Annotated in this window: 26 protein-coding genes; 9 read left to right on the forward strand and 17 right to left on the reverse strand. The window is 72.2% G+C overall.

The features are described from left to right. Positions 1-8: 8 nt before the first annotated feature. Positions 9-599, forward strand: a complete 591-nt coding sequence (locus C6N40_RS00930; RefSeq protein ID WP_240183409.1) for a response regulator — start codon at positions 9-11, stop codon at positions 597-599. Between the two features lie 15 nt (positions 600-614). On the opposite strand, the gene C6N40_RS00935 is transcribed toward C6N40_RS00930, so the two are convergent. Continuing rightward, positions 615-1,862 (reverse strand): putative bifunctional diguanylate cyclase/phosphodiesterase, encoded by a 1,248-nt coding sequence (locus C6N40_RS00935; RefSeq protein WP_106989125.1) that lies wholly within the window; start codon positions 1,860-1,862, stop codon positions 615-617. A gap of 13 nt (positions 1,863-1,875) precedes the next feature. Beyond that, positions 1,876-3,072, reverse strand: a complete 1,197-nt coding sequence (locus C6N40_RS00940; protein ID WP_275887150.1) for an HD-GYP domain-containing protein — start codon at positions 3,070-3,072, stop codon at positions 1,876-1,878. A gap of 86 nt (positions 3,073-3,158) precedes the next feature. Between C6N40_RS00940 and C6N40_RS00945 the strand changes: the two genes are divergently transcribed. The 5 genes from C6N40_RS00945 to C6N40_RS00965 all read left to right on the forward strand — a co-directional run bounded on the left by C6N40_RS00945 (position 3,159) and on the right by C6N40_RS00965 (position 8,035). Further along, positions 3,159-4,673: an esterase/lipase family protein gene (locus tag C6N40_RS00945; RefSeq protein WP_106989127.1), complete on the forward strand. Its 1,515-nt coding sequence runs from the start codon at positions 3,159-3,161 to the stop codon at positions 4,671-4,673. A gap of 90 nt (positions 4,674-4,763) precedes the next feature. Beyond that, positions 4,764-5,675, forward strand: a complete 912-nt coding sequence (locus tag C6N40_RS00950) for an aldo/keto reductase (RefSeq protein ID WP_106989128.1) — start codon at positions 4,764-4,766, stop codon at positions 5,673-5,675. A 1-nt stretch (position 5,676) separates the two neighbouring features. Beyond that, complete coding sequence (locus C6N40_RS00955) at positions 5,677-6,987, forward strand: NTP/NDP exchange transporter (RefSeq protein ID WP_106989129.1); 1,311 nt, start codon at positions 5,677-5,679, stop codon at positions 6,985-6,987. A gap of 362 nt (positions 6,988-7,349) precedes the next feature. Continuing rightward, the gene (locus C6N40_RS00960; protein ID WP_106989130.1) at positions 7,350-7,817 is read left to right on the forward strand and encodes a YaiI/YqxD family protein; all 468 of its coding nucleotides are present in this window, start codon (positions 7,350-7,352) and stop codon (positions 7,815-7,817) included. Beyond that, on the forward strand, positions 7,814-8,035 hold the full coding sequence (locus C6N40_RS00965; RefSeq protein WP_106989131.1) for an RNA-binding S4 domain-containing protein: 222 nt from the start codon (positions 7,814-7,816) through the stop codon (positions 8,033-8,035). The genes C6N40_RS00960 and C6N40_RS00965 overlap by 4 nt, the downstream gene beginning before the upstream one ends. Positions 8,036-8,038: 3 nt before the next feature. Here the strand turns inward: C6N40_RS00965 and C6N40_RS00970 are convergent, their stop codons facing one another. From C6N40_RS00970 to C6N40_RS01020, 11 genes are all read right to left on the reverse strand, one after another. Beyond that, positions 8,039-9,721 (reverse strand): ABC1 kinase family protein, encoded by a 1,683-nt coding sequence (locus C6N40_RS00970; RefSeq protein WP_205208512.1) that lies wholly within the window; start codon positions 9,719-9,721, stop codon positions 8,039-8,041. Between the two features lie 7 nt (positions 9,722-9,728). Next, positions 9,729-10,100, reverse strand: a complete 372-nt coding sequence (locus C6N40_RS00975; protein ID WP_106989133.1) for a VOC family protein — start codon at positions 10,098-10,100, stop codon at positions 9,729-9,731. A 14-nt stretch (positions 10,101-10,114) separates the two neighbouring features. Next, entirely contained in the window at positions 10,115-11,782 is a 1,668-nt protein-coding gene (gene hutU / locus C6N40_RS00980; protein WP_106989134.1) for a urocanate hydratase, read from the reverse strand. 42 nt (positions 11,783-11,824) lie between these two features. Then, positions 11,825-12,514: a molybdate ABC transporter permease subunit gene (gene modB, locus C6N40_RS00985; protein WP_106989135.1), complete on the reverse strand. Its 690-nt coding sequence runs from the start codon at positions 12,512-12,514 to the stop codon at positions 11,825-11,827. Beyond that, on the reverse strand, positions 12,515-13,327 hold the full coding sequence (modA, locus tag C6N40_RS00990) for a molybdate ABC transporter substrate-binding protein (RefSeq protein WP_106989136.1): 813 nt from the start codon (positions 13,325-13,327) through the stop codon (positions 12,515-12,517). A 60-nt stretch (positions 13,328-13,387) separates the two neighbouring features. Then, positions 13,388-14,149 (reverse strand): LytR/AlgR family response regulator transcription factor, encoded by a 762-nt coding sequence (locus tag C6N40_RS00995; RefSeq protein ID WP_106989137.1) that lies wholly within the window; start codon positions 14,147-14,149, stop codon positions 13,388-13,390. Then, positions 14,146-15,387: a sensor histidine kinase gene (locus C6N40_RS01000; RefSeq protein WP_106989138.1), complete on the reverse strand. Its 1,242-nt coding sequence runs from the start codon at positions 15,385-15,387 to the stop codon at positions 14,146-14,148. The genes C6N40_RS00995 and C6N40_RS01000 overlap by 4 nt, the downstream gene beginning before the upstream one ends. A 23-nt stretch (positions 15,388-15,410) precedes the next feature. After that, complete coding sequence (locus tag C6N40_RS01005; RefSeq protein ID WP_106989139.1) at positions 15,411-16,790, reverse strand: serine hydrolase domain-containing protein; 1,380 nt, start codon at positions 16,788-16,790, stop codon at positions 15,411-15,413. Between the two features lie 111 nt (positions 16,791-16,901). After that, positions 16,902-18,128, reverse strand: a complete 1,227-nt coding sequence (locus C6N40_RS01010) for a GspE/PulE family protein (protein ID WP_106989140.1) — start codon at positions 18,126-18,128, stop codon at positions 16,902-16,904. Positions 18,129-18,158: 30 nt separating this feature from the next. Beyond that, positions 18,159-18,467 carry a GspE/PulE/PilB domain-containing protein gene (locus C6N40_RS01015; protein ID WP_106989141.1) on the reverse strand — a complete coding sequence of 103 codons (309 nt, stop codon included), beginning with the start codon at positions 18,465-18,467 and terminating at the stop codon, positions 18,159-18,161. Then, on the reverse strand, positions 18,467-19,729 hold the full coding sequence (locus C6N40_RS01020; protein WP_106989142.1) for a formimidoylglutamate deiminase: 1,263 nt from the start codon (positions 19,727-19,729) through the stop codon (positions 18,467-18,469). Before C6N40_RS01020 ends, C6N40_RS01015 begins: the two co-directional genes overlap by 1 nt. 47 nt (positions 19,730-19,776) lie before the next feature. Between C6N40_RS01020 and C6N40_RS01025 the strand changes: the two genes are divergently transcribed. Then, positions 19,777-20,937 (forward strand): CaiB/BaiF CoA transferase family protein, encoded by a 1,161-nt coding sequence (locus C6N40_RS01025; protein ID WP_106989143.1) that lies wholly within the window; start codon positions 19,777-19,779, stop codon positions 20,935-20,937. After that, a complete protein-coding gene (gene hutI, locus C6N40_RS01030) occupies positions 20,934-22,169 on the forward strand; it encodes an imidazolonepropionase (RefSeq protein ID WP_240183410.1) in 1,236 nt (411 codons plus the stop codon). Before C6N40_RS01025 ends, hutI begins: the two co-directional genes overlap by 4 nt. 67 nt (positions 22,170-22,236) lie before the next feature. Here the strand turns inward: hutI and C6N40_RS01035 are convergent, their stop codons facing one another. Continuing rightward, on the reverse strand, positions 22,237-22,407 hold the full coding sequence (locus tag C6N40_RS01035) for a 30S ribosomal protein THX (RefSeq protein WP_106989144.1): 171 nt from the start codon (positions 22,405-22,407) through the stop codon (positions 22,237-22,239). 78 nt (positions 22,408-22,485) lie between these two features. Continuing rightward, the gene (locus C6N40_RS01040; RefSeq protein ID WP_425477632.1) at positions 22,486-22,896 is read right to left on the reverse strand and encodes a MerC domain-containing protein; all 411 of its coding nucleotides are present in this window, start codon (positions 22,894-22,896) and stop codon (positions 22,486-22,488) included. Positions 22,897-22,999: 103 nt separating this feature from the next. Between C6N40_RS01040 and C6N40_RS01045 the strand changes: the two genes are divergently transcribed. Further along, entirely contained in the window at positions 23,000-25,102 is a 2,103-nt protein-coding gene (locus C6N40_RS01045; protein WP_106989145.1) for a TonB-dependent receptor, read from the forward strand. A gap of 24 nt (positions 25,103-25,126) precedes the next feature. On the opposite strand, the gene C6N40_RS01050 is transcribed toward C6N40_RS01045, so the two are convergent. Continuing rightward, positions 25,127-26,404 carry a succinylglutamate desuccinylase/aspartoacylase family protein gene (locus tag C6N40_RS01050; RefSeq protein WP_106989146.1) on the reverse strand — a complete coding sequence of 426 codons (1,278 nt, stop codon included), beginning with the start codon at positions 26,402-26,404 and terminating at the stop codon, positions 25,127-25,129. After that, positions 26,380-26,868, reverse strand: a complete 489-nt coding sequence (locus C6N40_RS01055) for a transcriptional repressor (RefSeq protein ID WP_106989147.1) — start codon at positions 26,866-26,868, stop codon at positions 26,380-26,382. The genes C6N40_RS01050 and C6N40_RS01055 overlap by 25 nt, the downstream gene beginning before the upstream one ends. Positions 26,869-26,918 lie beyond the last annotated feature (50 nt).

A 26,918-nucleotide genomic window follows, 5' to 3' on the forward strand; every position in this document is an offset into this window, starting at 1 on the left:
GAGTCCGCGTGGACGTCTACGAGAAGATCAAGCGCCTGTTCGGCTGGGGCGGCAAGCGGCCGCAGCCGGCGGCACCGGCAAGCCTGCCCGACGCGGCCCAGGGCAATCCGGCCGGGCCGGAGCGTCGCGGCAAGCCGCGCACCAACGCCCGCAGCGGCACCCGCATGCTGGTGATCGATGACTCGGCGACCATCGTGGCGCTGCTGGCGCGCATGCTGCGCCAGAACGACTACCACGTGCTCGAGGCGGCCGACGCCGAGCAGGGCCTGGAGATCGCCCGCACCCAGAGCCCGGAGCTGATCTTCCTGGACATCGTGCTGCCGGGCATGGACGGCTTCGCCGCCCTGCGCCAGCTGCGCCGCGATCCGTACACGCGCGACATCCCGGTGATCATGATCAGCGGCAACGAGCAGGCCACCGAGCAGTTCTACGTGCACCGCATCGGTGCCGACGACTTCATGAAGAAGCCGTTCTCGCGCGCCGAGGTGTTCGCGCGCATCGAGCGCCTGCTCGACGCCAACCGGGTGCCCAAGCGCCTGCCGCAGGGCGGTGCCCAGGGCAGCGATGCCGGCGAGGACGAGGCCGCGGCGGCCTCCTGAGCCCGATGCGCGGCCTCAGCGGCCGCTGCCCGCCAGTTCGCGGATGAATTCGGACGCCGGCTGCGGCTTGCCGACCGCCCAGCCCTGAACGAGGTTGCAGCCCAGGTCGCCCAGGGCCTCCAGGGTGTTCTCGTCCTCGACGCCCTCGGCGACCACGCGCATGCCCATCTGCCTTGCGAAGGCGATCATGGCCTTGACCATCTGCAGCGATCGCAGGTCGCCGAGCATGCCGGTGACGAAGGACTGGTCGATCTTCATCTCGGTGGCCGGGAACTGCTTGAGGTAGGCCACCGAGGCATTGCCGACGCCGAAGTCGTCGATCGACACCCGGATGCCGGCGGCGTTGAGCTGCCTGAGCTGGCAGGCGCCACGCTGGATGTCGGACACGATGGCGGTCTCGGTGACCTCCAGCACCAGATCCTTCGGCTCGACGTCCCAGAGCTTGAGGGCGCCGAGCAGCTGCTCGACCAGGCCCCGTTCCGCGAAGGCCTTGGCCGAAAGATTCATCGACACCGGCAGCCGGTGCCCGGCCTCGCGCGCCTGGGCGACGATCTGCAGGCAGGCATTGGCCGACCAGCGGGTGAACTGGCTGATCATTCCCGAGTTCTCGGCCACGGCGATGAACACGCCCGGGCTGATCGCGCCCTTGGACGGGTGGAACCAGCGTGCCAGCCCCTCGGCGCCCACCACCTTGCGCTGGCGCACGTCCATGATCGGCTGCAGGTGCATCGCCAGCTGGCCGCCGTTGATGGCCTCGAGCAGCTCGGCCGCATCGACGCCGTCGGACTGCACCGGCGTGCCGCCCAGCAGCATGTGGTCGGGCACGCGGCGCGCCTCGAGCATGGCCTGCTCCGCCTGGCGGCAAAGCGACTCGGGGCCGTCGGCGTGCTCGGGATACATCGCCACCCCCACCGCCACTGAGGCCAGCACCGGCTGGCCGGCGGCCTGGATCGGCGTTTCGAACTGGCGCAGCAGCTTGGCCGCCGCCAGCATGGCGTGGCTGCCGTCCTTCAGGCCCGGCAACACCAGGGCGAAATCGCCGGAGCCCAGCTCGACCAGCTCGTCGCCCGGCCGCAGCACCTCGCGCACGCGCGCGGCGGCCTGCGACAGCAATTCATCCATGGCCGCGTAGCCCGCGCGGATGCGCAGCTGGCGCAGGCCCTGCATGCCCAGGCACAGCACGCCCAGCGGCTTGCCGGTGGCCCGGCTCTCCTCGATGTGCGAGGCGAGGCGTTCGGGCAGGCCACCATTGCGCATGATCATCGGCCTGGCCGCCTCAGCCGAGGAACAGCTCGGACGGGTCGAGCCCGTAGGCGCCGGGCTCGAGCGCCTGCACGATCTTGATGCCGCCGTCGGCCATGTCGGCGCCGTACTGCATCAGGTCGACATCGCGGAAAGGGCTGTAGGGTTTCTTGTCCTGGTCGAGCAGCAGCATCAGCCGGGGGCGCAGCCGGCGCACCTGGTTCTGCGCCATGACCACGCCGACCTCGCCCGTGCTCAGCTCGACCAGCGAGCCGGTGGGATACACGCCCAGGCACTGCAGGAACTGTTCGACCACCTCGGCCTGGAACAGCCGGTCGCGGCCGCGGTAGAGCGCCTGCAGCGCGCCGTGGCGCGAGTCGCCGCTGCGGTGCGGACGGTCCGAACGCAGCGCGTCGTAGGTGTCGACCACCGCGCCCATGCGGCCGGCCAGCGGGATCTTGTCGCCAGCCAGCCCGTCGGGATAACCGCTGCCGTCATGGCGTTCGTGGTGGCCGGCCACCAGTTCACGGGCCCATTTGCCGGTGATGCCGGCCTGGTCGAGGGCTTCCATGCTGCGGCCGACGTGGCCGCGCATCAGCGCCATTGCCTCCGGGTCGAGCTTGCCCTCGTGGTTGGTCACCTCGGCCGGCACGCCGGCCATGCCGGCGTCGAGCAGGAACCCGCCCGTGGCCAGCTCCACCAGCACCTCGCGCGGCAGCGTCAGGTGCCGGCCGAACGCCGCCGCCAGCGCGCTGCAGTTCACTGCATGGCTGTAGGCGTAGTCGTCGCGCTTCATCAGTGCCATCAGCCAGAACAGGGCATCGGCGTTGCGGATCAGGCTTTCGACCATCGGCTCGATGACTTCCTGCACCACGCCCGGCTCAAGCTGCCGGCCGTTCCGGACGTCGTCCGCAATGCGCTCGGCCAGAGCGCGCAGGTCGGCGTGCGCCTCACGGGCGCGCGGCAGCTCCTCGGTGAGCTCGGCAGTGTTCTGGTATTCCGGGCCCCTCGGCGGGAACACCTTGCGCGGGCCGGTGCCGATCCGCAGCGACGGCCGGGCAGCGGTGACGCTCTTCTCTACGTCGATGAAGACGCTCGTGCAGTAGGCCGAGAGCAGCTCGATGTCGTCGTCGCTGGTGATCTCGAAGCCCTGGAAGGAGAAAGGCGTACCGACCCAGTCGCGGTCGAGGCGACTGACGTACATCCCCTTTTCCAGCAGACCCACGAGCATCTGCCGCTCTTCCAGCACCTTCACCCCATGTCCCTCCGCTTGTGCCGCCTACGTTAGCACGGGAGTCCCCCCGAGACTCCCGCGCCATGTCCAGGCCCCTGCTCGTTTTCGTCCACGGCTGGTCGGTGACCAGCACCTCCACTTATGGCCAGCTGCCGGCCAGGCTGCGGCGCGAGGCCGGCCGGCGCGGCGGGCCCGGCCTCGACGTGGCGCACGTGTACCTGGGCCAGTACGTGAGCTTCCGCGACGAGGTCCGGGTCGAGGACATCGCCCGCGCCTTCGAGCATGCCATCGGGCAGGTGCTGGCCGGGGCCGGGGGGAAGCGGCGCTTCGCCTGCGTCACCCACAGCACCGGCGGGCCGGTGGTGCGCGAATGGCTCGACCGGTACTACGTGCGCCCCGGGCGTCTGGCCGAGTGCCCGCTCTCGCACCTGGTGATGCTGGCGCCGGCCAACTTCGGCTCGGCCCTGGCCCAGCTCGGCAAGGGCCGGCTGGCCGGGCTGAAGGCCTGGTTCAACGGCGTCGAGCCCGGCCAGGGCGTGCTCGACTGGCTGGAACTGGCCAGCCCGGAGTCGCTCTCGCTCAACCTGCGCTGGATCCACGAGTACCCGGCGCTCGGGCTCACCCGCGGCGCCAACCCGGTATTCCCCTTCGTGCTCAGCGGCGACGCCATCGACCGCAAGCTCTACGACCACGTCAACGCCTACACCGGCGAGACCGGCGGCGACGGCGTGGTGCGACTGGCGGCGGCCAACCTCAACGCCCGCCACGTCGTGCTCGAGCAGCCGCCGGCGCCGGCGGGCGAATCGCTGCCCACGGCGCGCAAGCAGCTGCGCAAGCTGGCCCTGCGCGCCAACGTGCGCTCGGCGCGCACGGCCTTCCGCATCCTGCCCGGGTTGTCGCACAGCGGCACCGACATGGGCATCCTGGCCAGCGTCCGCGACGACGACACGCCGCACCCGACGGTCGAGGCCGTGCTGCGCTGCCTGGCGGTGCAGGACGAGGCCGGCTACCAGCGCGCCTGCGACGAGTTCGAGGCCGCCAACGCCCTGCACCAGCAGCCCGCGCGCCGGGTCGAGGTGGAGAAGATCCCGGTGCTGCCCGATCGCCGCTACATCCACGACCCGCATTCGATGCTGGTGGTCCGCCTCCTCGACGACGCCGGCACGCGCCTGGGCGACGTGGACCTGCTGCTCACCGCCGGCCCGGCGGGCGACCCGAACCAGCTGCCCGAGGGCTTCCTCACCGACCGCCAGGGCAACCGGCGCGCGGCCGGGCACGTCAGCTTCTTCCTCAACCACGCGGCACTGGCCGGCTGCGAGGCGATCATGGACGAGCGCGGCAGGCAGCTGCGCGGCGAACGCATCGCGCGTCCGCCCTATGGCCTGAAGCTGCAGCCGCGCGGGCCGGAGAAGCTGGTGGAGCACTGGCCCGCCGAACTGGGCGCGGGGCTGGACGACCTGCTCGGGGTGATCGGGCCGAACCAGACCACGATCATCGACATCGTCCTGCACCGCGTCGTGCGCGAGGGCGTGTTCCGCTTCACCCGCAGCCTGGCGCCGCGCAGTTTCAGCAAGGACCCGCCGGGCGGCGCGATCTGACCCCTGACCACCGGCAGGGGCCGCTGAACGGAAGTTTCACATAGCCTGCGACAGCATCCGGGATCCCACCGAATCCCGCGAGGTCCCGCCATGGCCAGCCGCCGAGAGTTCCTGTCCGCCGCCGTCGCCGTCGCCACCGCCGCCGCGCTGCGACCCGCGTTCGCGCTGTCGCCGCCGGTTCCGGCGGGCATGCAGATGCGGGCGATTCCCTCGACCGGCGAAAAGATCCCGGTCATCGGCATGGGCACCTCGGGCAGTTTCGAAGTCGACCTGGCCGGACGCGAGCCGCTGAAGGAAGTGCTGCGGCGCTTCGTCGCCGGCGGCGCCAGCGTCATCGACACCTCGCCCAACTACTCCAATGCCGAGGACGTGGTCGGCGACCTGCTGGCCGAACTCGGCCTGCGCGACCAGGTCTGGCTGGCCACCAAGCTCGCCGCCGACAACCGCGCCGCCGGCGAGGCCCAGTTCGCCGACTCGCTGCGCCGCCTGCGCACCGACCGGGTCGAGCTGCTCGCCGTGCACAACCTGCGCGACTGGCGCACGCAGCTGGCGCTTGCGCGCGAGCTCAAGGCCGAGGGCAAGGTGAAGTACGTGGGCCTGACCCACTTCCGCGACGAGGCGCACGACGAACTGGCCGACATCGTGGCGGCGGAGAAACCCGACTTCGTGCAGGTCAACTACTCGGTCGGCGCCACCCACGCCGAAAAGCGCGTGCTGCCGGTGGCCGCCGACAGCGGCGTGGCGGTGATGGTCAACCGCGCCTTCGACGACGGCCGCCTGTTCGGTCGCGTCGCCGGCAGGCCGCTGCCCGGCTGGGCCGCCGAGGCCGGCATCAGCAGCTGGGCGCAGGCCTTCCTGCGCTTCGCGCTCAGCCACCCGGCGGTGACCGTGGTGATCCCGGCCACCGGCAAGCCCGAGCGCCAGAGCGACAACCTGCTCGCCGGCCGCGGCCCGGCGCTCACCGAGGCCCAGCGCGCCGAACTCGTGGCGATGTTCCGCTGACATGGCGGCGGCCGGCCCCTTCCAGCGCCGGCTGTCATCCCTGCTCGGAGTCGATCCGGACGAACTGCCGGCGGTCGCGGCCGGCATGGCCATGTTCTTCCTGCTCTTCGCCGGCTACTTCATGCTGCGGCCGGTGCGCGAAACCATGGGCATCGCCGGCGGCGTGCGCAACCTGCAGTGGCTGTTCACCGGCACCTTCGTCGCCACGCTGGCGGCGATCCCGGTGTTCGGCCTGATCGCCAGCCGCGTCGCGCGCCGGCGCATCCTGCCCTGGACCTACGGCTTCTTCGCCAGCAACCTGCTGGCCTTCGCCGTGGCCATTTCGATGGCGCCCGAAATCGCCTGGCTGGCGCGCGGCTTCTACATCTGGCTGTCGGTGTTCAACCTGCTGGCGATCTCGGTGGCCTGGAGCGTGCTGGCCGACCTGATGCCCTCCTCGCAGGCCAAGCGCCTGTTCGCGCTGATCGCGGCCGGCGCCAGCGCCGGCGGCCTGGTGGGGCCGCTGCTTGGCCTGGTGCTGGTGGGCCGGCTGGGCCACGGCGGGCTGATGGCGCTGGCGACGGTGCTGCTGCTCGGCTCGGCGGCGGCGGCCATGTGGCTCCAGCGCTGGCGCGATGCCCGCCCCCTGGATCCGGCCGACGCACCCGCCCGGCGTGCGCCGCTGGGCGGCAACCCCTTCGCCGGCATCGGCACCGTGCTGGGCTCGCCCTACCTGCTGGGCATCGCCACCTTCGTGGTGCTGCTGGCGTCGGTGACGACCTTCCTGTACTTCGAGCAGGCGCGCCTGGTCGAAATGCATTTCCCCGACCCGATCGACCAGACCCGCGTCTTCGGCACGCTCGACGCCGTGGTGCAGACCCTGGCCATCCTCACCCAGCTTTTCCTCACCGGCCGCATCGTGCGCCGGCTCGGCCTGGTGGTGCTGCTGACGACGGTGCCGGTGGTGATGGTGGGCGGCTTCCTGTGGCTGGCGGTGGCGCCGACCTTCGCCGTGCTGGCGATCGTGATGGTGACCCGGCGCGCCGGCGAGTACGCACTGGCCCGGCCCGGGCGCGAGATGCTGTTCACCGTCGTCGCGCCGGCGGCCAAGTACAAGGCCAAGAACGTCATCGACACCGCCGTCTACCGCGGCGCGGACGCGGTGAGCGGCTGGGTGAAGGCCGGCATCGATGCGCTGGCGTCCAGCCCCGCCGTGGTGGGCGTGATCGGCGCACTGGTGGCCCTGGCCTGGGCCGGCACCGGCCTCGGGCTGGCCCGGGCGCATGGGCGCCGGGAGGCCGTGGAGACGCCCTCCGGGGCAGCGCGAGGTTAGTGGCAATAACCGCGTAATCCGGACTGTCGCCAGCTTGTCCGGATTCGCTGCATCCGTCCGGCGGGATCCAGCAGATTCAGGCACTTGCCATGCCCCTGTTAGTGCCTCTTACCTGTCCAGCCCACCTACCGCCCACGGCCTGTCTTGCGGCCCCGCCGGGCGGCATGGTCCAGTGTGGCTGCCCGCTGTGAAACCAGCCTCGTCGGGATCGCCGGGCACCCAATTTGCAGTCAACCGCCCCCTGGCGTTGACACCCTTTGGCAGGGCATTCGGCTGTTTCGGGACAGGCGGCCCTGCCTTCTTTTTTGCCCGGCCTCCGGGCCCGCGGCGTAGACTGCGGGCCCGAAACCACGTGGCCACGCATGACGATCTGGGTTGACGCCGACGCCTGTCCAAACCTCATCAAGGACATCCTTTTCCGCGCCGCCGAGCGCGCGAAGGTGGCGGTGGTGCTGGTGGCCAACAGCTGGATCCGCACCCCGGGCTCCCGGTTCATCCGCTCGATGCAGGTGGCCGGCGGACCGGACGTGGCCGACGACGCCATCGCCGAGCGCTGCGCCGCCGGCGACCTGGTCGTGACCGCCGACATCCCCCTGGCCGCGCGCGCTCTGGACAAGGGCGCGCTGGCCCTCAACCCGCGCGGCGAGCTCTACACCGCCGACTCGATCGCCCAGCGCCTGTCCATGCGCAATTTCATGGACGAACTGCGCGGGGCCGGCGTCAACACCGGCGGCCCGCCGGCCCTGCACCCGCGCGACGTGCAGGCCTTCGCCAACGCCCTCGACCGCTGGCTGGCCAAGCGCCTGCCCGACTCCCCGGAGACTGCATGACTCGCATCGATTTCGAGCTGGACCGCGAGTTCGTCGCACTCAACGACCTGCTGCGCCTGGCCGGGCTGTGCGATAGCGGCGGCATGGGCAAGGCCATCGTCGCCAGCGGCGAAGTAACGGTGGATGGCGAGGTCGAGCTGCGCAAGACCGCCAAGATCCGCGCCGGCCAGGTGGTGCGCTGGGGCGACGCCGAGGTCCGCGTCCGCGGCCCCGGCTGAACGTCAGCGGCCGCCGCCGCTGCGCCAGATCGTCCAGACCAGCCAGACGCCGCCGATCGCGGCGCCGACGAAGCCGAGCAGTCCGAACACGGGAAGGCCAAGCAGGGTCGGCCCGCCCTCGACTGTCATCACGATCGACGAGCCGATGATCAGCGCCGCCACCACGATGCCGACGGTGAGCCGGTTGGCCGAGTGCGCCACCTGGTCGCCGAAGGCCTTGAGCCGCTCGACGTCGAGGTTGACGTTCATGCGGCCCTGGCGCAGCGCGCGCAGCGTGTGCCGCAGCTGGCCCGGCAGCGAGGACAGCAGTTCGAGCGTGTCGCCGGCGGCGCGGCGGCCGCGGCGGGCGATGGCGCGCGGCGAGTAGCGCGACAGCATGGCCCGGCGCAGGAAGGGCGCGGCCTCCGACGCCATGTCGAATCCGGGGTCCAGACGCCGGCCGACGCCCTCGAGCGTCACCAGCACCTTGACCATCATCGCCAGGTCGGCCGGCAGCACCACGGCGTGCTCGCGCAGCATCGCGGCGATCTCGGTGAGCATGTTGCCCAGGCGCAGGTCGCCCAGCGGCACGCCGTGGTAGTGGTCGATGAAGGCATCCACTTCCGCCTGCAGCGCCGTTTCGTCCACGCGTTCGTCGCCGGCCCAGTCGAGCATCACTTCCGCCACCTGGCCGGCGTCACGGCGCACCAGGCCGTCGAAGAGGTCGAGCACCTGGTGCCGGCGCGCCTCCGACAGGCGCCCGACCATGCCGAAGTCGAGCAGGGCCAGGCGGTCGCCTTCGAGGCGGATGACGTTGCCCGGGTGCGGATCGGCGTGGAAGAAGCCGTCCTCGAACAGCATCTTCATGCCGACGCGCGCACCGAGCCGGGCCAGCGACGGCAGGTCGGCGCCGGCGGCGCGAAGTCCGTCCTGGTCGCCCAGCGGGATGCCCTCGATGAACTGCTGCACGTTCATGCGCTCGCAGGTGTGGTCCCAGTACACCCGCGGCACCACCAGCGCCGCCTCCTCCGCCAGGTTGGCGGCGATGCGCTCGGCGTGGCGGCACTCGGCGGCCAGGTCGAGCTCGCGCGCCAGCGAGGCCTGTAGCTGGCGCACCAGCGCCTGCGGCTGGTAGCGGCGCAGTTCCGGCGATTCGGATTCGAGGATGCGCGCCATCCGCTGCAGCAGGCGCATGTCGGCCTCCACCAGCGGGCGGATGCCGGGGCGGCGCACCTTCACCGCCACCTCGCTGCCGTCCTTCAGGCGGGCCCGGTAGACCTGGGCGATGGAAGCGGCGGCGATCGGCGTTTCGTCGAACCAGGCGAAGGCCGAGTCGACCGGACCGCCCAGGTCGTCCTCGAGCTGCCCGCGCACGGCCTCGAAATCCACCGCCGGCACCTGGTTCTGCAGTTTCTCGAATTCGGCGATCCACTCCGGCGCGAACAGGTCGACGCGGGTGGCCAGCAGCTGGCCGAGCTTGACGAAGCTCGGGCCCATTTCCTCGAAGGCGCGGCGCACGCGCTCGGGCGGGGTGAGCGTGGCCAGCTCGGCCACGTGCTCGGAGCGCACCAGCCGCCCGGCCCGCTCGAGCGCGCCGGACAGCCCGACGCGCCGCACCAGGTCGCCGAAGCCGTAGCGCATCAGCACCCGCGCCACCTCCTGCAGGCGGCCCAAGTCGCGCGCGGCGCCGAGCGTCTCCCAGAGCACGGCGCGCTCAGTGCCCCATGCAGAAGAAGTTGAGCTTGTTGCCGTCGGGGTCGCGGAAATAGCCGGCATAGAAGCCCTTGAAGCGCTCGCCGGGCGCGCCCTCGTCGGTGCCGCCGAGTTCGAGCGCCTTCGCGTGCAGCGCATCGACCTGGGCCGGCGTGCGCACCGCCAGCGACACCATGGTGCCGTTGCCCGGCGTCGCCTCCTTGCCGTCCCAGGGCCTGATCACGCCGACGCTGGGCGCCTGCATGTCGGCGCCCCAGGCGACGAAACGCTCGCCCTCCATGATCCGCTTCGCGCCCAGCCCGGCCATCAGCGCGTCGTAGAAGGCACAGGCGCGCGGCAGGTCGTTGGTGCCGAGGGTGACGTAACCGATCATCGTGTTCTCTCCAGTCAAAGCATCGGCAGCTGCAGGCCCTGCTCGCGGGCGCAGGCCTTGGCGATTTCGTATCCGGCGTCGGCATGGCGCATGACGCCGGTGCCCGGGTCGTTCCACAGCACGCGGCCCAGGCGCGCGGCCGCGGCGTCGGTGCCGTCGGCCACGATCACCACGCCGCTGTGCTGGCTGTAGCCCATGCCCACGCCGCCGCCGTGGTGCAGGCTCACCCAGGTGGCGCCGCCGGCAACGTTGAGCATGGCGTTGAGCAGCGGCCAGTCGGACACGGCGTCGGAGCCGTCGAGCATGGCCTCGGTCTCGCGGTTGGGGCTGGCGACGGAGCCGCTGTCGAGGTGGTCGCGGCCGATCACGATCGGCGCACTGACTTCGCCGTTGCGCACCATCTCGTTGAAGGCCAGCGCCAGGCGGTGGCGGTCGCCCAGGCCCACCCAGCAGATGCGCGCCGGCAGGCCCTGGAAGCTGATGCGCTCGCGCGCCATGTCCAGCCAGCGGTGCAGGTGCGGGTTGTCGGGGATCAGCTCCTTCACCTTGGCGTCGGTCTTGTAGATGTCCTCCGGGTCGCCGCTCAGGGCCACCCAGCGGAAGGGACCGATGCCGCGGCAGAACAGCGGCCGCACGTAGGCCGGCACGAAGCCCGGGAAGTCGAAGGCGTCCTCGCAGCCCACGTCGAAGGCCATCTGGCGGATGTTGTTGCCGTAGTCGAAGGTGGGCACGCCCATGTCCTCGAAGTTCAGCATCGCCTCGACGTGGATGCGCATCGAGTGCTTGGCGGCGCTGATGACCTTCTCGGGGTTGTTCTTCTGCTCGCTGAACCACTCCTCCAGCGTCCAGCCGGCCGGCAGGTAGCCGTGCAGCGGATCGTGGGCGCTGGTCTGGTCGGTGACGGCGTCGGGGCGCACGCCGCGGCGCACGAGCTCGGGCAGGATCTCGGCGGCGTTGCCCAGCAGCGCGATCGAGATGGCCTTGCCTTCGGCGGTGTACTTCTCGATGCGCGCGAGGGCGTCGTCGAGGTCGCGCGCCTGCTCGTCCACGTAGCGCGTGCGCAGGCGCATGTCGATGCGCGACTGCTGGCATTCGATGGTCAGCGAGCAGGCACCGGCCAGCGAGGCCGCCAGCGGCTGCGCGCCGCCCATGCCGCCCAGGCCCGCGGTGAGGATCCAGCGGCCGGTGAGGTCGCCGCCGTAATGCTGGCGGCCCATTTCGACGAAGGTTTCGTAGGTGCCCTGCACGATGCCCTGCGAACCGATGTAGATCCAGCTGCCGGCCGTCATCTGGCCGTACATCATCAGGCCCTTGGCATCGAGCTCGTGGAAGTGTTCCCAGGTGGCCCAGTGCGGCACCAGGTTGGAATTGGCGATCAGCACGCGCGGCGCGTCCGGATGGGTCGGGAACACGCCCACCGGCTTGCCCGACTGCACCAGCAGGGTCTGGTCGTCGCGCAGGGTGCGCAGGGTGTCGAGGATGCGGTCGTAGCACTGCCAGTCGCGCGCCGCGCGGCCGATGCCGCCGTACACCACCAGCTCGGCCGGGTTCTCGGCCACGTCCGGGTCCAGGTTGTTCTGGATCATCCGGTAGGCGGCTTCGGTGAGCCAGGACTGGCAGCTGAGCTGGTTGCCGCGCGGGGCTCGGATGCTGCGCGACGGGTCTTTGCGGCTGGCGGGCATGGGGCGCTCCCTTGGACGGTTGCCCCAGTATAGTCGCCGCCCCTATTCGCTCGCCCGCCGGTAGGGCGAGCGCCGCACCATCCACTCCGAGGCCAGTAGCGCGCCGAGCGCCAGCAGCACCGACACCACCGCCAGGCGCAGGATGCCGGCCTCGCCGCCCGGCACCTGCAGCAGGCCGTGCATGGCCAGCGAGAGCGTCTGCGTGCGCCCGGGGATGTTGGCCACGAAGGTGATGGTGGCGCCGAACTCACCCAGGGCCTTGGCGAAAGCCAGGGCCATGCCGGCGAGGATGCCGGGTCGGCTCAGCGGCAGCACCACGTGCAGGAAGGTGGCCCAGGGCCGGGCGCCGACGCTGGCGGCCATCTCGTCGATCTCGCGCGGGATGGCTTCGATCGACAGCCGGATCGCGCGCACGTACAGCGGGAAGGCCATCACCGCCGCCGCCAGCACCGCGCCGGTCCAGTCGAAGGCCAGCACCAGCCCGAAGCCCTGCTCGAGCACTCGCCCCACCGGCCCCTGCCGGCCGAACAGCAGCAGCAGCCAGTAGCCGGTGAGCACCGGCGGCAGCAACAGCGGCAGGTGCACCAGGGCGTCGAACAGGGCCTTGCCGGGAAAACGCCAGCGCGCCAGCACGTAGGCCGTGGCAAGCGCGAACGGCAGCGACAGCAGGGTCGACAGCATCGCCACCCGAAGGCTCAGGCCGATGATGGTCCATTCCGCCTCGCTGAACATTCAGGGCTCGCTGAAACCGTGCTTGCGCAGGATGATCCGGGCTTCGGGGCCGCGCAGCCAGGCCAGGAAGTCGTCGGCCGTTCCCGCCGGCGAACGGGCCAGGCCCGCGACCGGGTAGACGATCGGCGCGTGGCTGCCCGGCTCGAACCGCGCCACCACCGCCACCCGCGGCTCCACCCGGGCGTCGGTGGCGTAAACGATGCCCAGCGGCGCCTCGCCGCGCGCCACGAAGTTCAGCGCGGTGCGCACGTTGTCCGACTGCGACAGCCGCGCTTCGACCTCGTCCCAGTGGCCGGTGGCCTGCAGCGCCTGGCGGGCGTAACGCCCGGCCGGCACCGACCCGACGTCCGCCACCGCCAGCAGGCCCCGGTCGCCCAGCCGCGCGGCGATGGCTCCGGGCGCGGCGTGATCGAGCGGCACCGCCTCCGTCGCCGGCGCCACCAGCACCAGCGTGTTGCCGGCCAGGTCGAAGCGCGAGCCGGCGCGCAGCCGGCCCTGCGCCTGCAGGTGGTCCATCCACTGCGCATCGGCGGAGATGAAAACATCGGCCGGTGCCCCGGCTTCGATCTGCCGCGCCAGCGTGGCGCTGCCGGCGAAGGCCAGCTCGACGCGCCGGCCGCCGCGGGCGTTCCAGTCCCCGGCCAGCGCCTGCATGGCTTCCTGCAGGCTCGCGGCCGCGAACACCAGCACGGGCCGCCCGGGCCCCGACCGGGTGCCGGAGGGAACGACCAGCACCACGAGGCCCGCGACCAGCACGAGCAGCAGCAAGGCCTTTGCGAGGATCCGCGCGAGGACAACCGAAGGGGTGCGCATCCGAAAACCCAGCCTGGCCAGCCGCGAGCGTAACCGCCCGCGCCACCGCCGGCCAGCGGCTCACATGCCGCGGAAGCGGTGCAGGAAGGCCGCGCTCACGGGCAGGGAACCGTCGCGGCCGCGCAGGCTCAGGCGGGCCTTGCCCAACTCGTCCTTGCGCACCCGGTCGATCGCCGACACGCGCACCACCACGCCGCGGTGGACCTGCCAGAACTCGTCCGGGTCGAGCCCGGCCAGCAGTTCCTTGAGCGGCGTGCGGATCACCGCCTCGTCGTCGGCGGTGACGACCCGCACGTACTTGTCCTGGGCCTGGAAAAACAGCACCTCGTCCACGCCCAGCATGCGCACGTTGTCGCCGACGCTGGCGCTGATCCAGCGGATGCGCCGTTCGCCCTCGGGCCGCAGGCGCGCCTCGAGCTGCTCGATCCGGGCCTGCAGGTCCTCTTCGCGCGCGTTCGCCAGGCGCTCGCGCAAGCGCTCGACGGCGGTGGCCAGGCGCGCCGGCGCCACCGGCTTGAGCAGGTAGTCGACGGCGCCGGCCTCGAAGGCGCGGATGGCGTAGTCGTCGTAGGCGGTGGTGAAGACGACCTGGCCGCCGGCCGCGACGACGGCGCGCGCCACGTCCAGGCCGGACACGCCGGGCATGCGGATGTCGAGGAAGGCGACCCCGGGCCGGTGCACGGCCAGCGCCTCGAGCGCGGCCACGCCATCCTCGCAGGCGGCCACGACCTCGAGTTCCGGCCAGGCCTCGGCCAGCATGTCGAGCAGGGCCGCGCGCTGCGGGGCCTCGTCCTCGGCGATGAGCGCGGTGACGGTGGTCATCGGCCCTCCCCTTCCCCGTTCGCCGGCAGGATGATCTCGGCCACCGCGCCGCGGCCGCCGGCCAGGTTGCGCAGGCTGAAGGTGGCGGCGCCACCGTAGCGCGTGGCCAGCTGCTCGCGCACGTTGGCCAGGCCCACGCCGCTGCCCAGGCCGGGCTGCAGGCCGGCGCCGTCGTCGACCACGCTCAGCACCAGGCGATCGCCGCGCAGGCTGGCGCGCACGTCCACCCGGCCCGGCCCGGGCTGGGGCTCGATGCCGTGCTTGATCGCGTTCTCGACCAGGGTGATCAGCAGCAGCGGCGGGAACGGGCGCGCGCGCAGCGGCGGTTCGGCCTCCACCGCGTAGCTCAGCCGCCCGCCCATGCGCAGGCGCATCAGCTCGAGGTAGCTGGCGCAGATGTCGAGCTGCTGGCCGAGCGTGGAATGCAGCATGGCCTGGCCGTCGCGAAGCTTCGGGATGGTGGCGCGCAGGTGCGCGACCAGGGCGTCGAGCGTGGCCTCGGCCTGGGCCGGGTCCTTGCGCACCAGCGCGCGCACCGAGGCCAGGGTGTTGAACAGGAAGTGCGGCTCCACCTGCGCCTGCAGCAGGCCCAGGCGCAGGTCGGCCTGCTGCTTGTGCTCGCGCAGGGCGCGAAGCTCGCGCGTGCGCTGCACCGCCTGCCAGCGCTGGTGCTCGCGGAAATAGGCGCGCAGGGCGAGGCCGCCGCCGAGCAGTCCATAGATGCCCGCCAGGAACACCAGGTTGATGGCGGTCGCCAGCGGCCGGACCCCGGGCGCCAACTCGGGCTCGCGCTCCGACACGACGCCGGAGCTGGCCAGCGAGGGCCGGACGGTGCGGTCGACCTCGGCCGAGCTCCAGCGGTCGATCACGAAGCTCGCGCCCATCCCCAGCAACAGCGCCAGCACCACCGCGGCGCGCTCGCGCCGGTACGGCCAGCGCTGGTGCCGCACCCAGCTCGCCAGCGCCGGCCCGCCCATCGCCATCAGGAAGAAGGCCACGCCCTGCAGCGCGGTGATCCGTGCGCCGAGTTGCCACTGCCCGGTGAGGGCGGCGATGCCGACACCCGACAGCAGCGCGAAACACAGGATGGCGACGCCGAAGACCCTGGCGCGGCCGGCCAGCCAGCGACGGCTGAACACCGGGAAGCGCTGGTAGCGGTTCCAGGGCGCGTCCCCGCCCACCAGCACTTCGGCGGGCAGGGGCTGGCGCAGGGAGTAGGTCGAGGCAGGCTCGCTCATGGCCGTCGCAGGATAACCAGCGTTCAGGGCCGGGCACCACGTTCCGGCAGGCGCTGCGCCGGCACCGCGCCGCCGCCCTGCAGCCAGACGAAGGCCAGGCTGCCATCGGGCCGGGGCACCGGCCGCAGCACGGCGTCGAAGGCCAGCGGATAGAAATCACCGGCGCTGTCGTAGCCCATGGCGAAGGGCGGCTGGCCTTCGGCCTGGATCTCGAGCGCGTCCTGCTTGCGGCGCACGGACATCTTCATCGCGCCCTGCAGCTGGTAATCGCCGGCCAGCGCGTCGAGCAGCTCGCCGGGCGCGGTCGCCTCGCGACGGGGCACGCCCAGCGGCACCGCCGGGTCGAGCAGGTGCAGGCCCAGGCTGCCCAGGCCGCCGAGCGAATGCTGGGCCGTATCGGACAGCACCACGACGCCGCGGCCGGCCTGGCGGTCGAAGACCACCATCGAGGTGAAACCGCCGGTGCCGCCTTCGTGCACGTGCACGCGGCGCTCGTTGAGCGGCGCGATGATCCAGCCCATGCCCATCTCCGGCCGGCCGCCGGTCCAGGCGGGCGCCTGGGTGAGGTCCAGCAATGGCTGAAGATCCGCCGGCGCGCCGCCGAGCTGGCCCTGCACGTAGGCCACCATGTCGTCGAGCGTGGCGCGCACGCCGCCGACGCCGCCGGTATCGTCGCGGAACGTCCAGGCCGGCACGACGTTGCGGTTGGGCGCGTGGCCCCGGGCCGCCTGCACGCCCTCGGGGCGATCGTCGAGATAGGCGCCGGCCATGCCCAGCGGGCTGAACACGTGCGCGTCCAGCAGCGCTTCCACCGGCTGGCCGGCGCGCCGCGCCAGCGCTTCGGAAAGCAGCATCAGCGCGAAGTTGGAGTATTCGAAGGCAGTGCCGGGGGCGCGCGACAGCGTCACCCGGCCCAGCGCCGCATGCAGGTCGGCGGCGCGCATGCCGGCGTAGGGATTGCCCGGGTCGGCGATGGCCACGCCGGGCGGCAGGGCCGGCAGGCCGCCGGTATGGGTGAGCACGTGGCGCAGCAGGATCGGCTTGCCCTCGAAGTCGGGCACGCGCGTGCCTTCGGGCAGCCAGCTGGCCAGCGTGTCGTCGAGCGAGGCGCGGCCGGCCTCGATTTCCCGCGCGACCAGGGCCGCGACCATCGTCTTGCTGACCGAGCCGATCTCGAAGGCGGTGCCGGGGCCGACGCGGGGCTCGGCCGCGGGGTCGGCGCAGCCATAGGCGCGGGCGACGGTGCCGTCTTCGACGACGGCGACCGCGAGACAGGCGCCGGTGCGGTCGCCATGCAGGCGCTGGCCCAGTTTGGCGGCCAGTTCGGCATCGGACATCGCGGCGGCCGGCGTGGACACCAACAGGGCAAGCGACAGGCAGGACAGGGACGGAACCAGGGACATGGCAGCAACCTCCACCGTGGGCAGGCTGGCAGATTGCCGCCGCCGCGGCGGGGCCGCCGGGCTTTGCGACGAAACCCGCGACCGGACCGACGAACCCCCCGGGGGCCGGCCTCAGTCGGCCCGCATGCGGAAGGCCTCGTAGAGCGTGATCAGGCCCTGGCGGGCCAGCGAGAGCGCATGCTGGGGCAGCGGCACCATGCCGTCGGCTTCGGCGCGGGCGGCGATCGCGTCGGTGTCGGCCTCCTCGACCAGCAGCTGGCGTAGTGCCGGCGTGACGAACAGCAGCTCGTAGGTCATCCGCCGGCCGCGGGTGCCCGTGCCGTTGCAGGCCGGGTATCCCTTGCCGGCGTAGAAGACCTCGCCGGGGCCGAGGCCCATCTGCGCGCGCAGGCTGGGATCGACCGGCTCGGGAGCCCTGCACTCATTGCAGATCAGCCGCACCAGCCGCTGCGAGAGGATGCACAGCAGGGTCGCGCGGATCAGGTACGCCTCGACGTCCATCTCCAGCAGGCGCGCGATGGTGGCGGCCGCGGAGTTGGTGTGCAGCGTGCTGAGCATCAGGTGGCCGGTGAGCGCGCTCTCGACGGCGATCTTGGCGGTCTCGTGGTCGCGGATCTCGCCGACCATGATCACGTCGGGGTCGTGGCGCAGGATGTTGCGCAGCACGCGCGAGAACGTGAGGCCCACCTCGGCGTTGATCGGCACCTGCTCGACGCCGGGGATGTGGTACTCGACCGGGTTCTCGACGGTGATGATGTTGACGTTGCGCTGCAGGATCGTGTTGAGCGCCGCGTACAGCGTGGTCGACTTGCCCGAGCCGGTCGGGCCGGTGACCAGGATCATGCCCTGGTTGCGCTCGCAGGCATCGGCCAGGCGGGCGGCGTCCTGCGGTGACATGCCCAGGTCGGCGATCGACTTCATCGCCACCGAGGTGTTGAGCAGGCGGATTACGACGCTCTCGCCGTGGATGGTGGGGATGGTGGAGATGCGCAGGTCCACCATGCGCCCGTTGACGCCGATGCGGGCCTGGCCGTCCTGCGGCAGGCGGCGCTCGGTGATGTCCATGCCGGCGAGGATCTTGATCCGGCCGACCACCATCGTCAGCAGCGACTGCGAGAAAGTGCGGATGGGCACCAGCACGCCGTCGATGCGGAACACCAGGTCCACGTCGGCCTCGCCCGGGCGGATGTGCACGTCCGAAGCGCCGCGCCGCACCGCCATCGTGAGGATGTGCGACACCAGCCGCACGATCGGGCGCAGCAGGTAGCGCTCCTCCTCCGGTGTGGGCACGTGGCCGGGCCCGGACCGGGCCTCGATGATCTCGTCGTCCTTGCCCACCTCGAACAGTTCGGCGCCGTGGCTGTCGCCTTAATGCCGGGTGATGGCGCGGTCGAGGTCGGCGCGCGCGGCCACGAACAACTGCAGGCGCTTGCCCGCCAGGAACTGCAGCAGGTGCACCGTGTCGGCGTCGGCCGGGTCGGCCATCGCCAGCCGCAGCACGTCGCCGCACACGTCCAGCGGCAACACCGAGCGGGCGTAGGCCAGTTCGGCCGGCACCATGGCCAGCGCCGCGCCCGTCGGCGAGACGTCCGTCAGGGTGATGAAGGGCAGCCCCAGCCGCTGGGCCAGCAACCGCTCGACCGATGGCGCCTCGCCGGCAAGCTCGGCCCCGGCCATCAGCCGCCTCCCCCGAGCAGGTCCGCCAGGGCCAGGCGATAGCGCGCGGCGATGCCGTCGGCGTCGCGATGCCGGCCTCCGCGCACGCAGGCCCGGCCGGCCACGTCGACCTCGCGCACCAGCGGGCGGTTGCCGGCGAAGACGAAGCGGTCGAGCAGATCGCCGGCGGTGGCGCCGGCCAGGGCGGGCGCGTCGCCATCGAGCTGCACGCGATCGGCGGCAGACCCCGGCTGGCCGCAGGCGCGCATGCCGCCGGCATGCGCCTGGGAATACAGCAGCGCGCCGGTGCTCGGCTGCGCCGGCGACACCGCCACGTTGCGCCGGTGCGTGCGCAGGCGCTGGCCGTACTCGAGCCAGCGCAGCTCCTCGACCACCGACACCGACACGTGCGAATCGCTGCCCACGCCCCAGTGCCCGCCGGCCGCCAGGTAGTCGGCCAGCGGGAACAGGCCGTCGCCGAGGTTGGCCTCGGTGGTCGGGCAGATCGCCACGGTGGCGCCGCTGGCGGCGATGCCGGCCACTTCGCCGGCGTCGAGGTGGGTTGCGTGCACGAGGGTCCAGCGGGCATCGACACCGGCGTTGTCGAGCAGCCAGCGCACCGGCCGGGCGCCGCGCAGGGCCAGGCATTCCTCCACTTCGTGCAGCTGCTCGGCGATATGGATGTGCACCGGCATCGGCTCGTCGCCGATGGCCGAAAGCAGCGCCCGCATGGCGTCGGCGGGCACGGCGCGCAGGCTGTGCAGGGCGACGCCGGCCTCGAACGTCTCCCCGCGCAGGCCCCGCAGTTGCTGCAGCAGCGCCAGGTAGGCGTCGAGCGAATGGCCGAAGCGGCGCTGCCGATCCGACAGCGGCCGGCCGTCGAAGCCGCCGCTCATGTACAGCACCGGCAGGAGGGTGAGCCGGATGCCGGTGTCGCGCGCCGCGGCGACCAGTGCCTTCGACATCGCCGCCGGATCGTCGTAGGGCCGGCCGTCGGGCTGGTGGTGCAGGTAGTGGAACTCGCAGACGGTCGTGTAGCCCGCCTCGAGCATCTCGGCGTAGAGCTGGCAGGCGACCGCATGCAGGCTGTCGGGATCGAAGCGGCCGGCGAAGCGGTACATCAGTTCGCGCCAGGTCCAGAAGCTGTCGTTCGGGTCGCCCTGGCGCTCGGCCAGGCCGGCCATGGCGCGCTGGAAGGCGTGCGAATGCAGGTTGGCCAGGCCCGGCAATTGCCAGTGGCCGGCGGCGTCGCGAAGGGGCTCGATGGCGTCGGGAGGCGTCATGGCGGGAGTTTGGCATGCCGCCCGACGGGCCGCATACAATGCCCGGCATGGGCGCCCTCTCCGGCATCACGGTCCTTGAATTCTCGCGCGTGCTCGCCGGCCCCTGGTGCGGCATGACCCTGGCCGACCTGGGCGCCGACGTCATCAAGCTCGAGTCCTTCGACGGCGACGACACCCGCGGCCTGGGCCCGCCCTTCCTGGACGGCATGTCGGCCTATTTCGCCTGCTGCAACCGCAACAAGCGCTCGCTGGCCATCGACCTGCGCACGCCGGCCTCGCGGCCGCTGCTCGAGGCCCTGGTGCGCGAGGCCGACGTGCTGGTGGAGAACTACCGCACCGGCGGCGCCGAGGCGCTGGGCGTGGGCTACGAGGCGATGGCGGCGATCAACCCGCGCCTGGTCTACTGCTCGATCTCCGGCTACGGCCGCGACGGCCCGGCGGCGATGCGCCCGGGCTACGACTACGTGGTGCAGGCCGAGGCCGGGCTGATGTCCATCACCGGCCCGGCCGACGGCGAGCCCTCCAAGGTGGGCGTGGCCGTGGCCGACCTGGCCACCGGCCAGAACGCCGCCACGGCGATCCTGGCGGCGCTGCTGCAGCGCCATCGCGACGGCCGCGGCCAGCGCATCGACGTCTCGCTGTTCGACAGCCAGCTGGCGCTGCTGGCCAACGTCGCCGGCAACGCGCTGTTCACCGGCGCCGACGCGCCGCGCTACGGCAACGCGCACGCCAGCATCGTGCCCTACCAGGCCTTCCGCGCCAGCGACGGCGAATTCGTCCTGGCGGTGGCGAGCGAGAAACTCTGGATCCAACTGTGCAATGCGCTCGGGCGCGAGGACTGGCTGCGCGACCCGCGCTTTGGCAACAACGCCGCCCGCGTGGCCCACCGCGACGCCCTGTGCGAGGCGCTGGAAGGGGTGTTCGCCGGCGGGACCATCGGGCACTGGCTGGCCCTGTTCGAGCAGGCCGGCGTGCCGGCCGCGCCGATCAACTCGGTGCGCCAGGCGCTCGAGCACCCGGTGGCGCGGGCGCGCGGCATGCGCGTGGAGATCGGCGGCATCCCGCTGGTGGGCAGCCCGATCAAGCTCTCCGGTACGCCGCCCAGGCTCGAGCGTCCGCCGCCGAAGCTGGGCGAGCACAGCGACGAGATCGCCGGCGCCTTCGGCTTCGACCCGGCCGCGCTGCGCGCCGCGGGGGCCATCCGGTGATCGGCCGGCTCGCCCCGCCCTGGGACCGGCTGCTGCTGGACGCACGGCTGGCGACGCTGCGCGACGACCTCGGCGCCTACGGCGCGATCGAGGACGGCGCGCTGGCCTGGAAGGACGGCCTGATCGCCTTCGCCGGCCCGGCCAGGGAGCTGCCCGGCGAGCCGGCCGCGCTGGCGGCCCGGGTGGAGTCGGCCGGGCACCGCTGGATCACGCCGGGCCTGGTCGACTGCCATACCCACCTGGTGTTCGGCGGCGACCGCGCGCAGGAATTCGAGCGCCGCCTGCAGGGCGCCAGTTACGAACAGATCGCCCGCGAGGGCGGCGGCATCCTCTCGAGCGTGCGCGCCACCCGCGCGGCCGACGAGCAGGCGCTGCTGGCCGCCTCGCTGCCGCGGGCGCGGGCGCTGCTGGCCGACGGCGTGACCACGCTGGAGATCAAGTCGGGCTACGGCCTGGACTTCGAAACCGAGCGGCGCATGCTGCGGGTGGCGCGGCGCGTGGGCGAGACGCTGGGCATCACGGTGCGCACGACCTGCCTGGCCGCGCACGCGCTGCCGCCGGAGTTCGCCGGCCGGCCCGACGACTACATCGCCGCCACCATCGAGTGGCTGCCGCGCCTGCAGCAGGAAGGGCTGGTGGATGCGGTGGACGCCTTCTGCGAAGGCATCGGCTTCACGCCGGCGCAGACCCGGCGCCTGTTCGAGGCCGCCACCGCGCTCGGCCTGCCGGTGAAGCTGCACGCCGACCAGCTCAGCGACCTCGGTGGTGCGGCGCTGGTGGCGGGCTTCTCCGGCCTCTCGGCCGACCACATCGAGTGGACCGGCGAGGACGCGGTGCGGGCCATGGCGGCGGCCGGCACCGTGGCGGTGCTGCTGCCCGGCGCCTTCCACGTGCTGCGCGAAACGAAACTGCCGCCGATCGACGCGCTGCGTGCGAACGCCGTGCCCATGGCCGTGGCCACCGACCTCAACCCCGGCACGGCGCCGCTGCAGTCGCTGCGGCTGGCCATGTCGCTGGCCTGCACCCACTTCCGGCTCACGCCCGAGGAGGCGCTGCGCGGCGCCACCCACCACGGTGCACTGGCCCTGGGCCTGCACGACCGCGGCCGCCTCGTGCCCGGGCAGCGCGCCGACTTCGTGCAGTGGCGCATCGGCCACCCGGCGGAACTGGCCTACTGGCTGGGCGGCGAACTCGTGCACGCCGTCCATGTCGCCGGCCGCCGCGTCCAATGAAAATGGGGCCGGGGAACATTCGCGCCTGAAACGCAGATGTTCCCCGGCCCCATCTCCAGAAGCGGTATTACTTGGCGGCGGCCTTCTTGGTGGCCTTCTTGGCCGGCGCCTTGGCGACCGGAGCCTTGGCGGCCGGTGCCTTGCCGGCGGTCACCTTGGTGGCCGTCTGCGGGCGGGCGTTGCCGTAGCTGCTGGCGTAACGCTTGCCCTTGGTGGTCTTCTTGTCGCCCCTACCCATGATGTTTCCTTGAATTAGTGTGTCGCGGGGCGCGTAGCCTACCATCGCGCCCCCGTTGCACCAAGGTGCAGGCGCGCCTCAGTGGCTGTGGCCGAAGGACAGGCGCAGGTTGACGATGTGGGCGATCCCGATCAGCACGCCGCCGACGGCCATGGCCGCGGCATGCGGCAGGCCGGAGGTGTGCAGCGGCGAATAGAGCAGCGCCGTCCAGACCAGGGTCAGGCCCGGCGCCACCAGCAGCCAGGCGTGGTAGGCGCGATGGCCCCGGTAGCCCATCCAAAGGCTCGCCACCGCCAGCACCGTGGCCAGGCTGGTGAAGGCCCATTCCAGCCCGTGCCAGGCCACCAGGCCCATGCCGACCGCAGGCACCAGGGCCAGCGCCACCGGCACCAGGGCGCAGTGCAGCGCGCAGATGAAGGCGCCCCAGGCCCCCAGGCGGTCGGCCCACGCGGGCAGTCGCAGGCGCGGGCGGGGCATGGGGGTGGCCATGACGGGGGTGATCCTCGGGGCGGGGCTTGCGGACATGGGGGAACAATATAACATTTACGACTGAAACAGTATAACATTGACGAACCCTGCTCCCGGCCCCGCCATGACAGCCCAAGCCCGCCCCGCCCCGCTCACCCTCGCCGTGCTGCTCGCCCTCGCCGCCCCCGCCTGGGGCCAGGCCACCGGCACGACGGACGAGGACCACGCCCACGACAAGCCCCACACCTTGGAGGCGATCGAAGTCACCGCCTCGCCGCTGCGCCAGGGCATCGACGACCTGGCCCGGCCGGTGGACGTGCTCGCCGGCGAAGACCTCGATGCCCGCAAGGCCGGCAACCTCGGCGAAACGCTCGAGCGCCAGGCCGGCGTGCAGAACGCCAGCTTCGGCGCCGGCGTCGGCCGCCCGGTCATCCGCGGCCTCGAGGGCGCGCGGGTACAGGTGCTGGCCAACGGCAACAGCGCGCTGGACGTCTCGACCGTCAGCGCCGACCACGCGATCGGCATCGAACCCTTCCTTGCCGACCAGATCGAAGTGCTCAAGGGTCCGGCCACCCTGCTCTACGGCAGCGGCGCGATCGGCGGCGCGGTGAACGTGGTCGATGGCCGCGTACCGACCGCGCAGGTCGGCCGCGCCGTCTCCGGCCGCGCCGAACTGCGCCACGGCAGCGTCGACGACCAGGCCACGGGCATGGCCCGCCTGGACATGGACGCCGGCGCGCTGACCCTGCACGCCGACGTCTTCCGTCGCAGCGCCGACGACTACCGCATCTCCGGCTACGCCTTCTCCGACGCACTGGTCGCCGAAGGGATCGAAGAAGGCGAAGACCCCGGCCACTTCGCCCGCGGTCGACTGCCCAACAGCCGGCTCACCACCGAGGGCGGCGCCCTGGGCGGCAGCTGGTTCGGCGAGCGCGCCTGGTTCGGCCTGGCCGCCAGCACCTATCGCAGCAATTACGGCATTCCGCCCGGCGCGCATGCCCACGGCGAGGACGAGGACCACGACGGGGAGCGCGAGGACGAAGGGCATGGCCATGGCGAAGAGCCCGTGCGCGTCGACCTGCGCCAGGACCGCTTCGAGGCCCGCGGCGGCGTCCGCGACCCGGGTCCGCTGCAGGAGCTGAACTGGCGCGTCGTGCGCAGCCTGTACGAGCACGCCGAACTCGAGGGCGACGAAGTCGGCACCCGCTTCGAGAACGACGGCCTCGAGGCCCGCGTCGAAGCCGTACTGCGCGAGCGCAATGGATGGCGCGGCGCCTTCGGCCTGCAGTATTCCGAGCGCGACTTCTCGGCCATCGGCGACGAGGCCTTCGTGCCGCCTTCGCTGAGCCGCGACCTGGGCCTGTTCGCGCTCACGGAGAAGGACTTCGGCCGGCTCAAGCTCGAATTCGGCGCGCGCCACGACCGCGTGCGCGTGACTCCCGACGCCCAGGCCCCCGCCGTGCACCGTTCGGCCAGCAGCCTCGCCGCCGGCGCGCTGTGGGACGTCAACGAGGCCGTGCACCTGAGCCTGAACCTCAACCGCGCCGAGCGCGTGCCGACCGCCGAGGAACTGTTCTCCGACGGCCCGCACATCGCCACCGGCAGCTACGAGATCGGCGACGCCGGCCTGGACAACGAAGTGGCACTGGGCGCCGAACTTGGCCTGCACCTGCACCAGGGCCGCTTCGAAGGCTCCGTGTCGGTGTTCCGCACCCGCTTCGACGATTTCATCTACCTGGCCGACACCGGCGCCATGGAAGACGGGCTGCCGGTGCGCGCCTGGGTGCAGGGCGACGCCGTGTTCAGCGGCTGGGAAACCACGCTGGACGTGGAACTGGCCGACAACGCCAGCGGCCTGTGGACGCTGCGCGTATTCGCCGACGGCGTGGACGCCAGGCCCGACGCCGGCGGCCGCCTGCCGCGCATCGCGCCGGGTCGCGTGGGCAGCGACCTGCTCTGGCGGCAGGGGCCATGGCACGCGCGCCTGGGCGCGGTGCGCGTGGCGACGCAGGACGATGTCGCTGCGGGCGAGAGCGCGACCGCGGGCTACACCCTGGTCGACGCCGGCCTGGAATACCACTGGGACGTGGGCGGCGCCGGCTGGGAACTGTTCGTCGAAGGCCGCAACCTCGGCGATCGCGAGGCTCGCCAGCACACCTCCTACCTCAAGGACCTCGCCCCGCTGCCGGGCCGCAACGTGATGACCGGCGTGCGCGTGAGCTTCTGACGCCGCGCGGCCGCGGCGGGCGGACTACTCGTAGTCTTCGCCGGCGGCCGGGTCGGGCGGCTCCGGCCGCTCGCCCGGATCCGGGTCTTCCTCGACGGCATCGCCGGGCGTGCCGGCTTCTTCCACCGCCTGCTGCTCGCTGGTCTGGATGCCGAGATGGAAGGCGGCGTAGCCGGGCAGCACCACCTGGTTCTGCGACATGCCGATGACGCGCCCGCCCACGGGCGCGAGCAGGTAACGCTCGACGTTGGCGACCGGGTCGATCACCCGGCCCAGGCGCTGGCCCGCCTGCACGTGCTGGCCCAGCGTGACTTCGCTGATCAGCAGGCCGCCGGAATTGGCGCGGACCCAGCGCGAGTCGAGGAAGATCGGCGCCGGCTCGGGGCGTTTGGCGACCACGTCGGGGTCGAGCGCGGCGCCGGGTTCGGCGGCGCTCGGGTCCTCGCGCATGCCCACGTGCACCATCAGGCGTTCGATCGCGGCCACGGCCTGGGCGATCTCGGTGGGCTCGAGCCGGCCGGGCGAGCCGGCCTCGAAGGTGACCGACGGAATGCCCACCGCGGTCGCGGCGACGCGCAGCATGCCCTTGTTGCCCTGGCTGTGCAGCACCACGGTGTTGCCGAAGTGGCGGCTGAACTCCAGCACCTCGGCGCGCGTGAGGTCGGCGCGCACCTGCGGCAGGTTGCTGCGGTCGAAGGAACCGGTGTGGAAGTCCACCAGCATGTCGCAATGGCTCACCACGTCCTGGAAGAAAGCGTTGGCGATGCGCGAGGCGATCGAGCCCTGGCGGGTGCCCGGGAAGAAGCGGTTGAGGTCGCGCCGGTCCGGCAGGTAGCGCGAGCCGCGCGAATAACCGTGCACGTTCACGATGGGCACGCCGATGATGGTGCCCGACAGGCGGGTCGGGTCGACCGAATGCGAAAGCTGGCGCACGATCTCGATGCCGTTGATCTCGTCGCCGTGTACGCCGGCCACCAGGCACAGCACCGGCCCGGCCAGCGCGCCGCGCGTGACCACCACCGGGCTGGGGATCTCGGCGCTGCTGATGCCGCCGCCGGGCCGCCATTCGAGCTGCATGCGCGTCCCCGGCACCACCAGCCGGTCGAGGATGGCCAGCGGCGTGACCAGGTCGGTCTGGGGCGGGAGGAAATCCGTCGGCAGGGCCAGGCCCTCCGGCGGCGCCGGCGCCGTGCCGGCGGGCGGATCGATCGGGAAGTCCTGCGCGGCCAGCGGCCCGGCCGCCAGCAGGCCGGCCAGCACCAGCGAAGGCAGCGCCGTCAGGCGGCGGCGCAGGCGGCGCACAGGCCGTGGACCTCGAGCGTCTGGGCGCGGGGCGAGAAGCCCAGCGCACGCGCCTGCTCGTCGAGCAGGCCGGTGATGCGTTCGTCCTCGAGCTCGATCGCGGCCTGGCACTGGTCGCAGATGAGGAAAGGCACCGAGTGGCGGACGTTCGGATGGTGGCAGCCGACGAAGGCGTTCACCGAGGCCAGGCGGTGGATGAAGCCCTGCTCGAGCAGGAAATCCAGCGCGCGGTAGACCGTGGGCGGCGCGCTCGAGCCGTTTTCTTCCTTCATGGCGTCGAGCAGGTCGTAGGCCTTCACCGGCTTGCCGGCGTCGGCGATCAGGCCCAGCACCTGGGCCCGCAGCGGGGTCAGGCGCAGCCCGCGCTCGGCGCAGGCCTGCTCGACCGCGCGCACGTAATCGCCGGCCGAATGCACGTGGTGCGAAGGATCGGTGCAGTCGTGGGCGTGGTGCTTGCGGGCCATGGGTCTAGGTTGGGGCCTGCCAGCGCACAAATCAACGCTGCGCCGCCCCT

Source organism: Arenimonas caeni, assembly GCF_003024235.1.
Taxonomy (GTDB): Bacteria; Pseudomonadota; Gammaproteobacteria; order Xanthomonadales; family Xanthomonadaceae; genus Arenimonas; species Arenimonas caeni.

Coding starts and splice junctions, on each gene's coding strand:
- C6N40_RS01005 (WP_106989139.1), bottom strand. CDS start 16,790: ATGTCCCTGGTTCCGTCCCTGTCCTGCCTGTCGCTTGCCCTGTTGGTG.
- C6N40_RS00940 (WP_275887150.1), bottom strand. CDS start 3,072: ATGCTCGTGGGTCTGCTGGAAAAGGGGATGTACGTCAGTCGCCTCGAC.
- modB (WP_106989135.1), bottom strand. CDS start 12,514: ATGTTCAGCGAGGCGGAATGGACCATCATCGGCCTGAGCCTTCGGGTG.
- C6N40_RS00935 (WP_106989125.1), bottom strand. CDS start 1,862: ATGATCATGCGCAATGGTGGCCTGCCCGAACGCCTCGCCTCGCACATC.
- C6N40_RS01025 (WP_106989143.1), top strand. CDS start 19,777: ATGGGCGCCCTCTCCGGCATCACGGTCCTTGAATTCTCGCGCGTGCTC.
- C6N40_RS00955 (WP_106989129.1), top strand. CDS start 5,677: ATGGCGGCGGCCGGCCCCTTCCAGCGCCGGCTGTCATCCCTGCTCGGA.
- hutU (WP_106989134.1), bottom strand. CDS start 11,782: ATGCCCGCCAGCCGCAAAGACCCGTCGCGCAGCATCCGAGCCCCGCGC.
- C6N40_RS00960 (WP_106989130.1), top strand. CDS start 7,350: ATGACGATCTGGGTTGACGCCGACGCCTGTCCAAACCTCATCAAGGAC.
- modA (WP_106989136.1), bottom strand. CDS start 13,327: ATGCGCACCCCTTCGGTTGTCCTCGCGCGGATCCTCGCAAAGGCCTTG.
- C6N40_RS01000 (WP_106989138.1), bottom strand. CDS start 15,387: ATGAGCGAGCCTGCCTCGACCTACTCCCTGCGCCAGCCCCTGCCCGCC.
- C6N40_RS00950 (WP_106989128.1), top strand. CDS start 4,764: ATGGCCAGCCGCCGAGAGTTCCTGTCCGCCGCCGTCGCCGTCGCCACC.
- C6N40_RS00965 (WP_106989131.1), top strand. CDS start 7,814: ATGACTCGCATCGATTTCGAGCTGGACCGCGAGTTCGTCGCACTCAAC.
- C6N40_RS00945 (WP_106989127.1), top strand. CDS start 3,159: ATGTCCAGGCCCCTGCTCGTTTTCGTCCACGGCTGGTCGGTGACCAGC.
- C6N40_RS01045 (WP_106989145.1), top strand. CDS start 23,000: ATGACAGCCCAAGCCCGCCCCGCCCCGCTCACCCTCGCCGTGCTGCTC.
- C6N40_RS01035 (WP_106989144.1), bottom strand. CDS start 22,407: ATGGGTAGGGGCGACAAGAAGACCACCAAGGGCAAGCGTTACGCCAGC.
- C6N40_RS01020 (WP_106989142.1), bottom strand. CDS start 19,729: ATGACGCCTCCCGACGCCATCGAGCCCCTTCGCGACGCCGCCGGCCAC.
- C6N40_RS00995 (WP_106989137.1), bottom strand. CDS start 14,149: ATGACCACCGTCACCGCGCTCATCGCCGAGGACGAGGCCCCGCAGCGC.
- C6N40_RS01055 (WP_106989147.1), bottom strand. CDS start 26,868: ATGGCCCGCAAGCACCACGCCCACGACTGCACCGATCCTTCGCACCAC.
- C6N40_RS00975 (WP_106989133.1), bottom strand. CDS start 10,100: ATGATCGGTTACGTCACCCTCGGCACCAACGACCTGCCGCGCGCCTGT.
- C6N40_RS01015 (WP_106989141.1), bottom strand. CDS start 18,467: ATGGCCGGGGCCGAGCTTGCCGGCGAGGCGCCATCGGTCGAGCGGTTG.
- C6N40_RS01040 (WP_425477632.1), bottom strand. CDS start 22,896: ATGGCCACCCCCATGCCCCGCCCGCGCCTGCGACTGCCCGCGTGGGCC.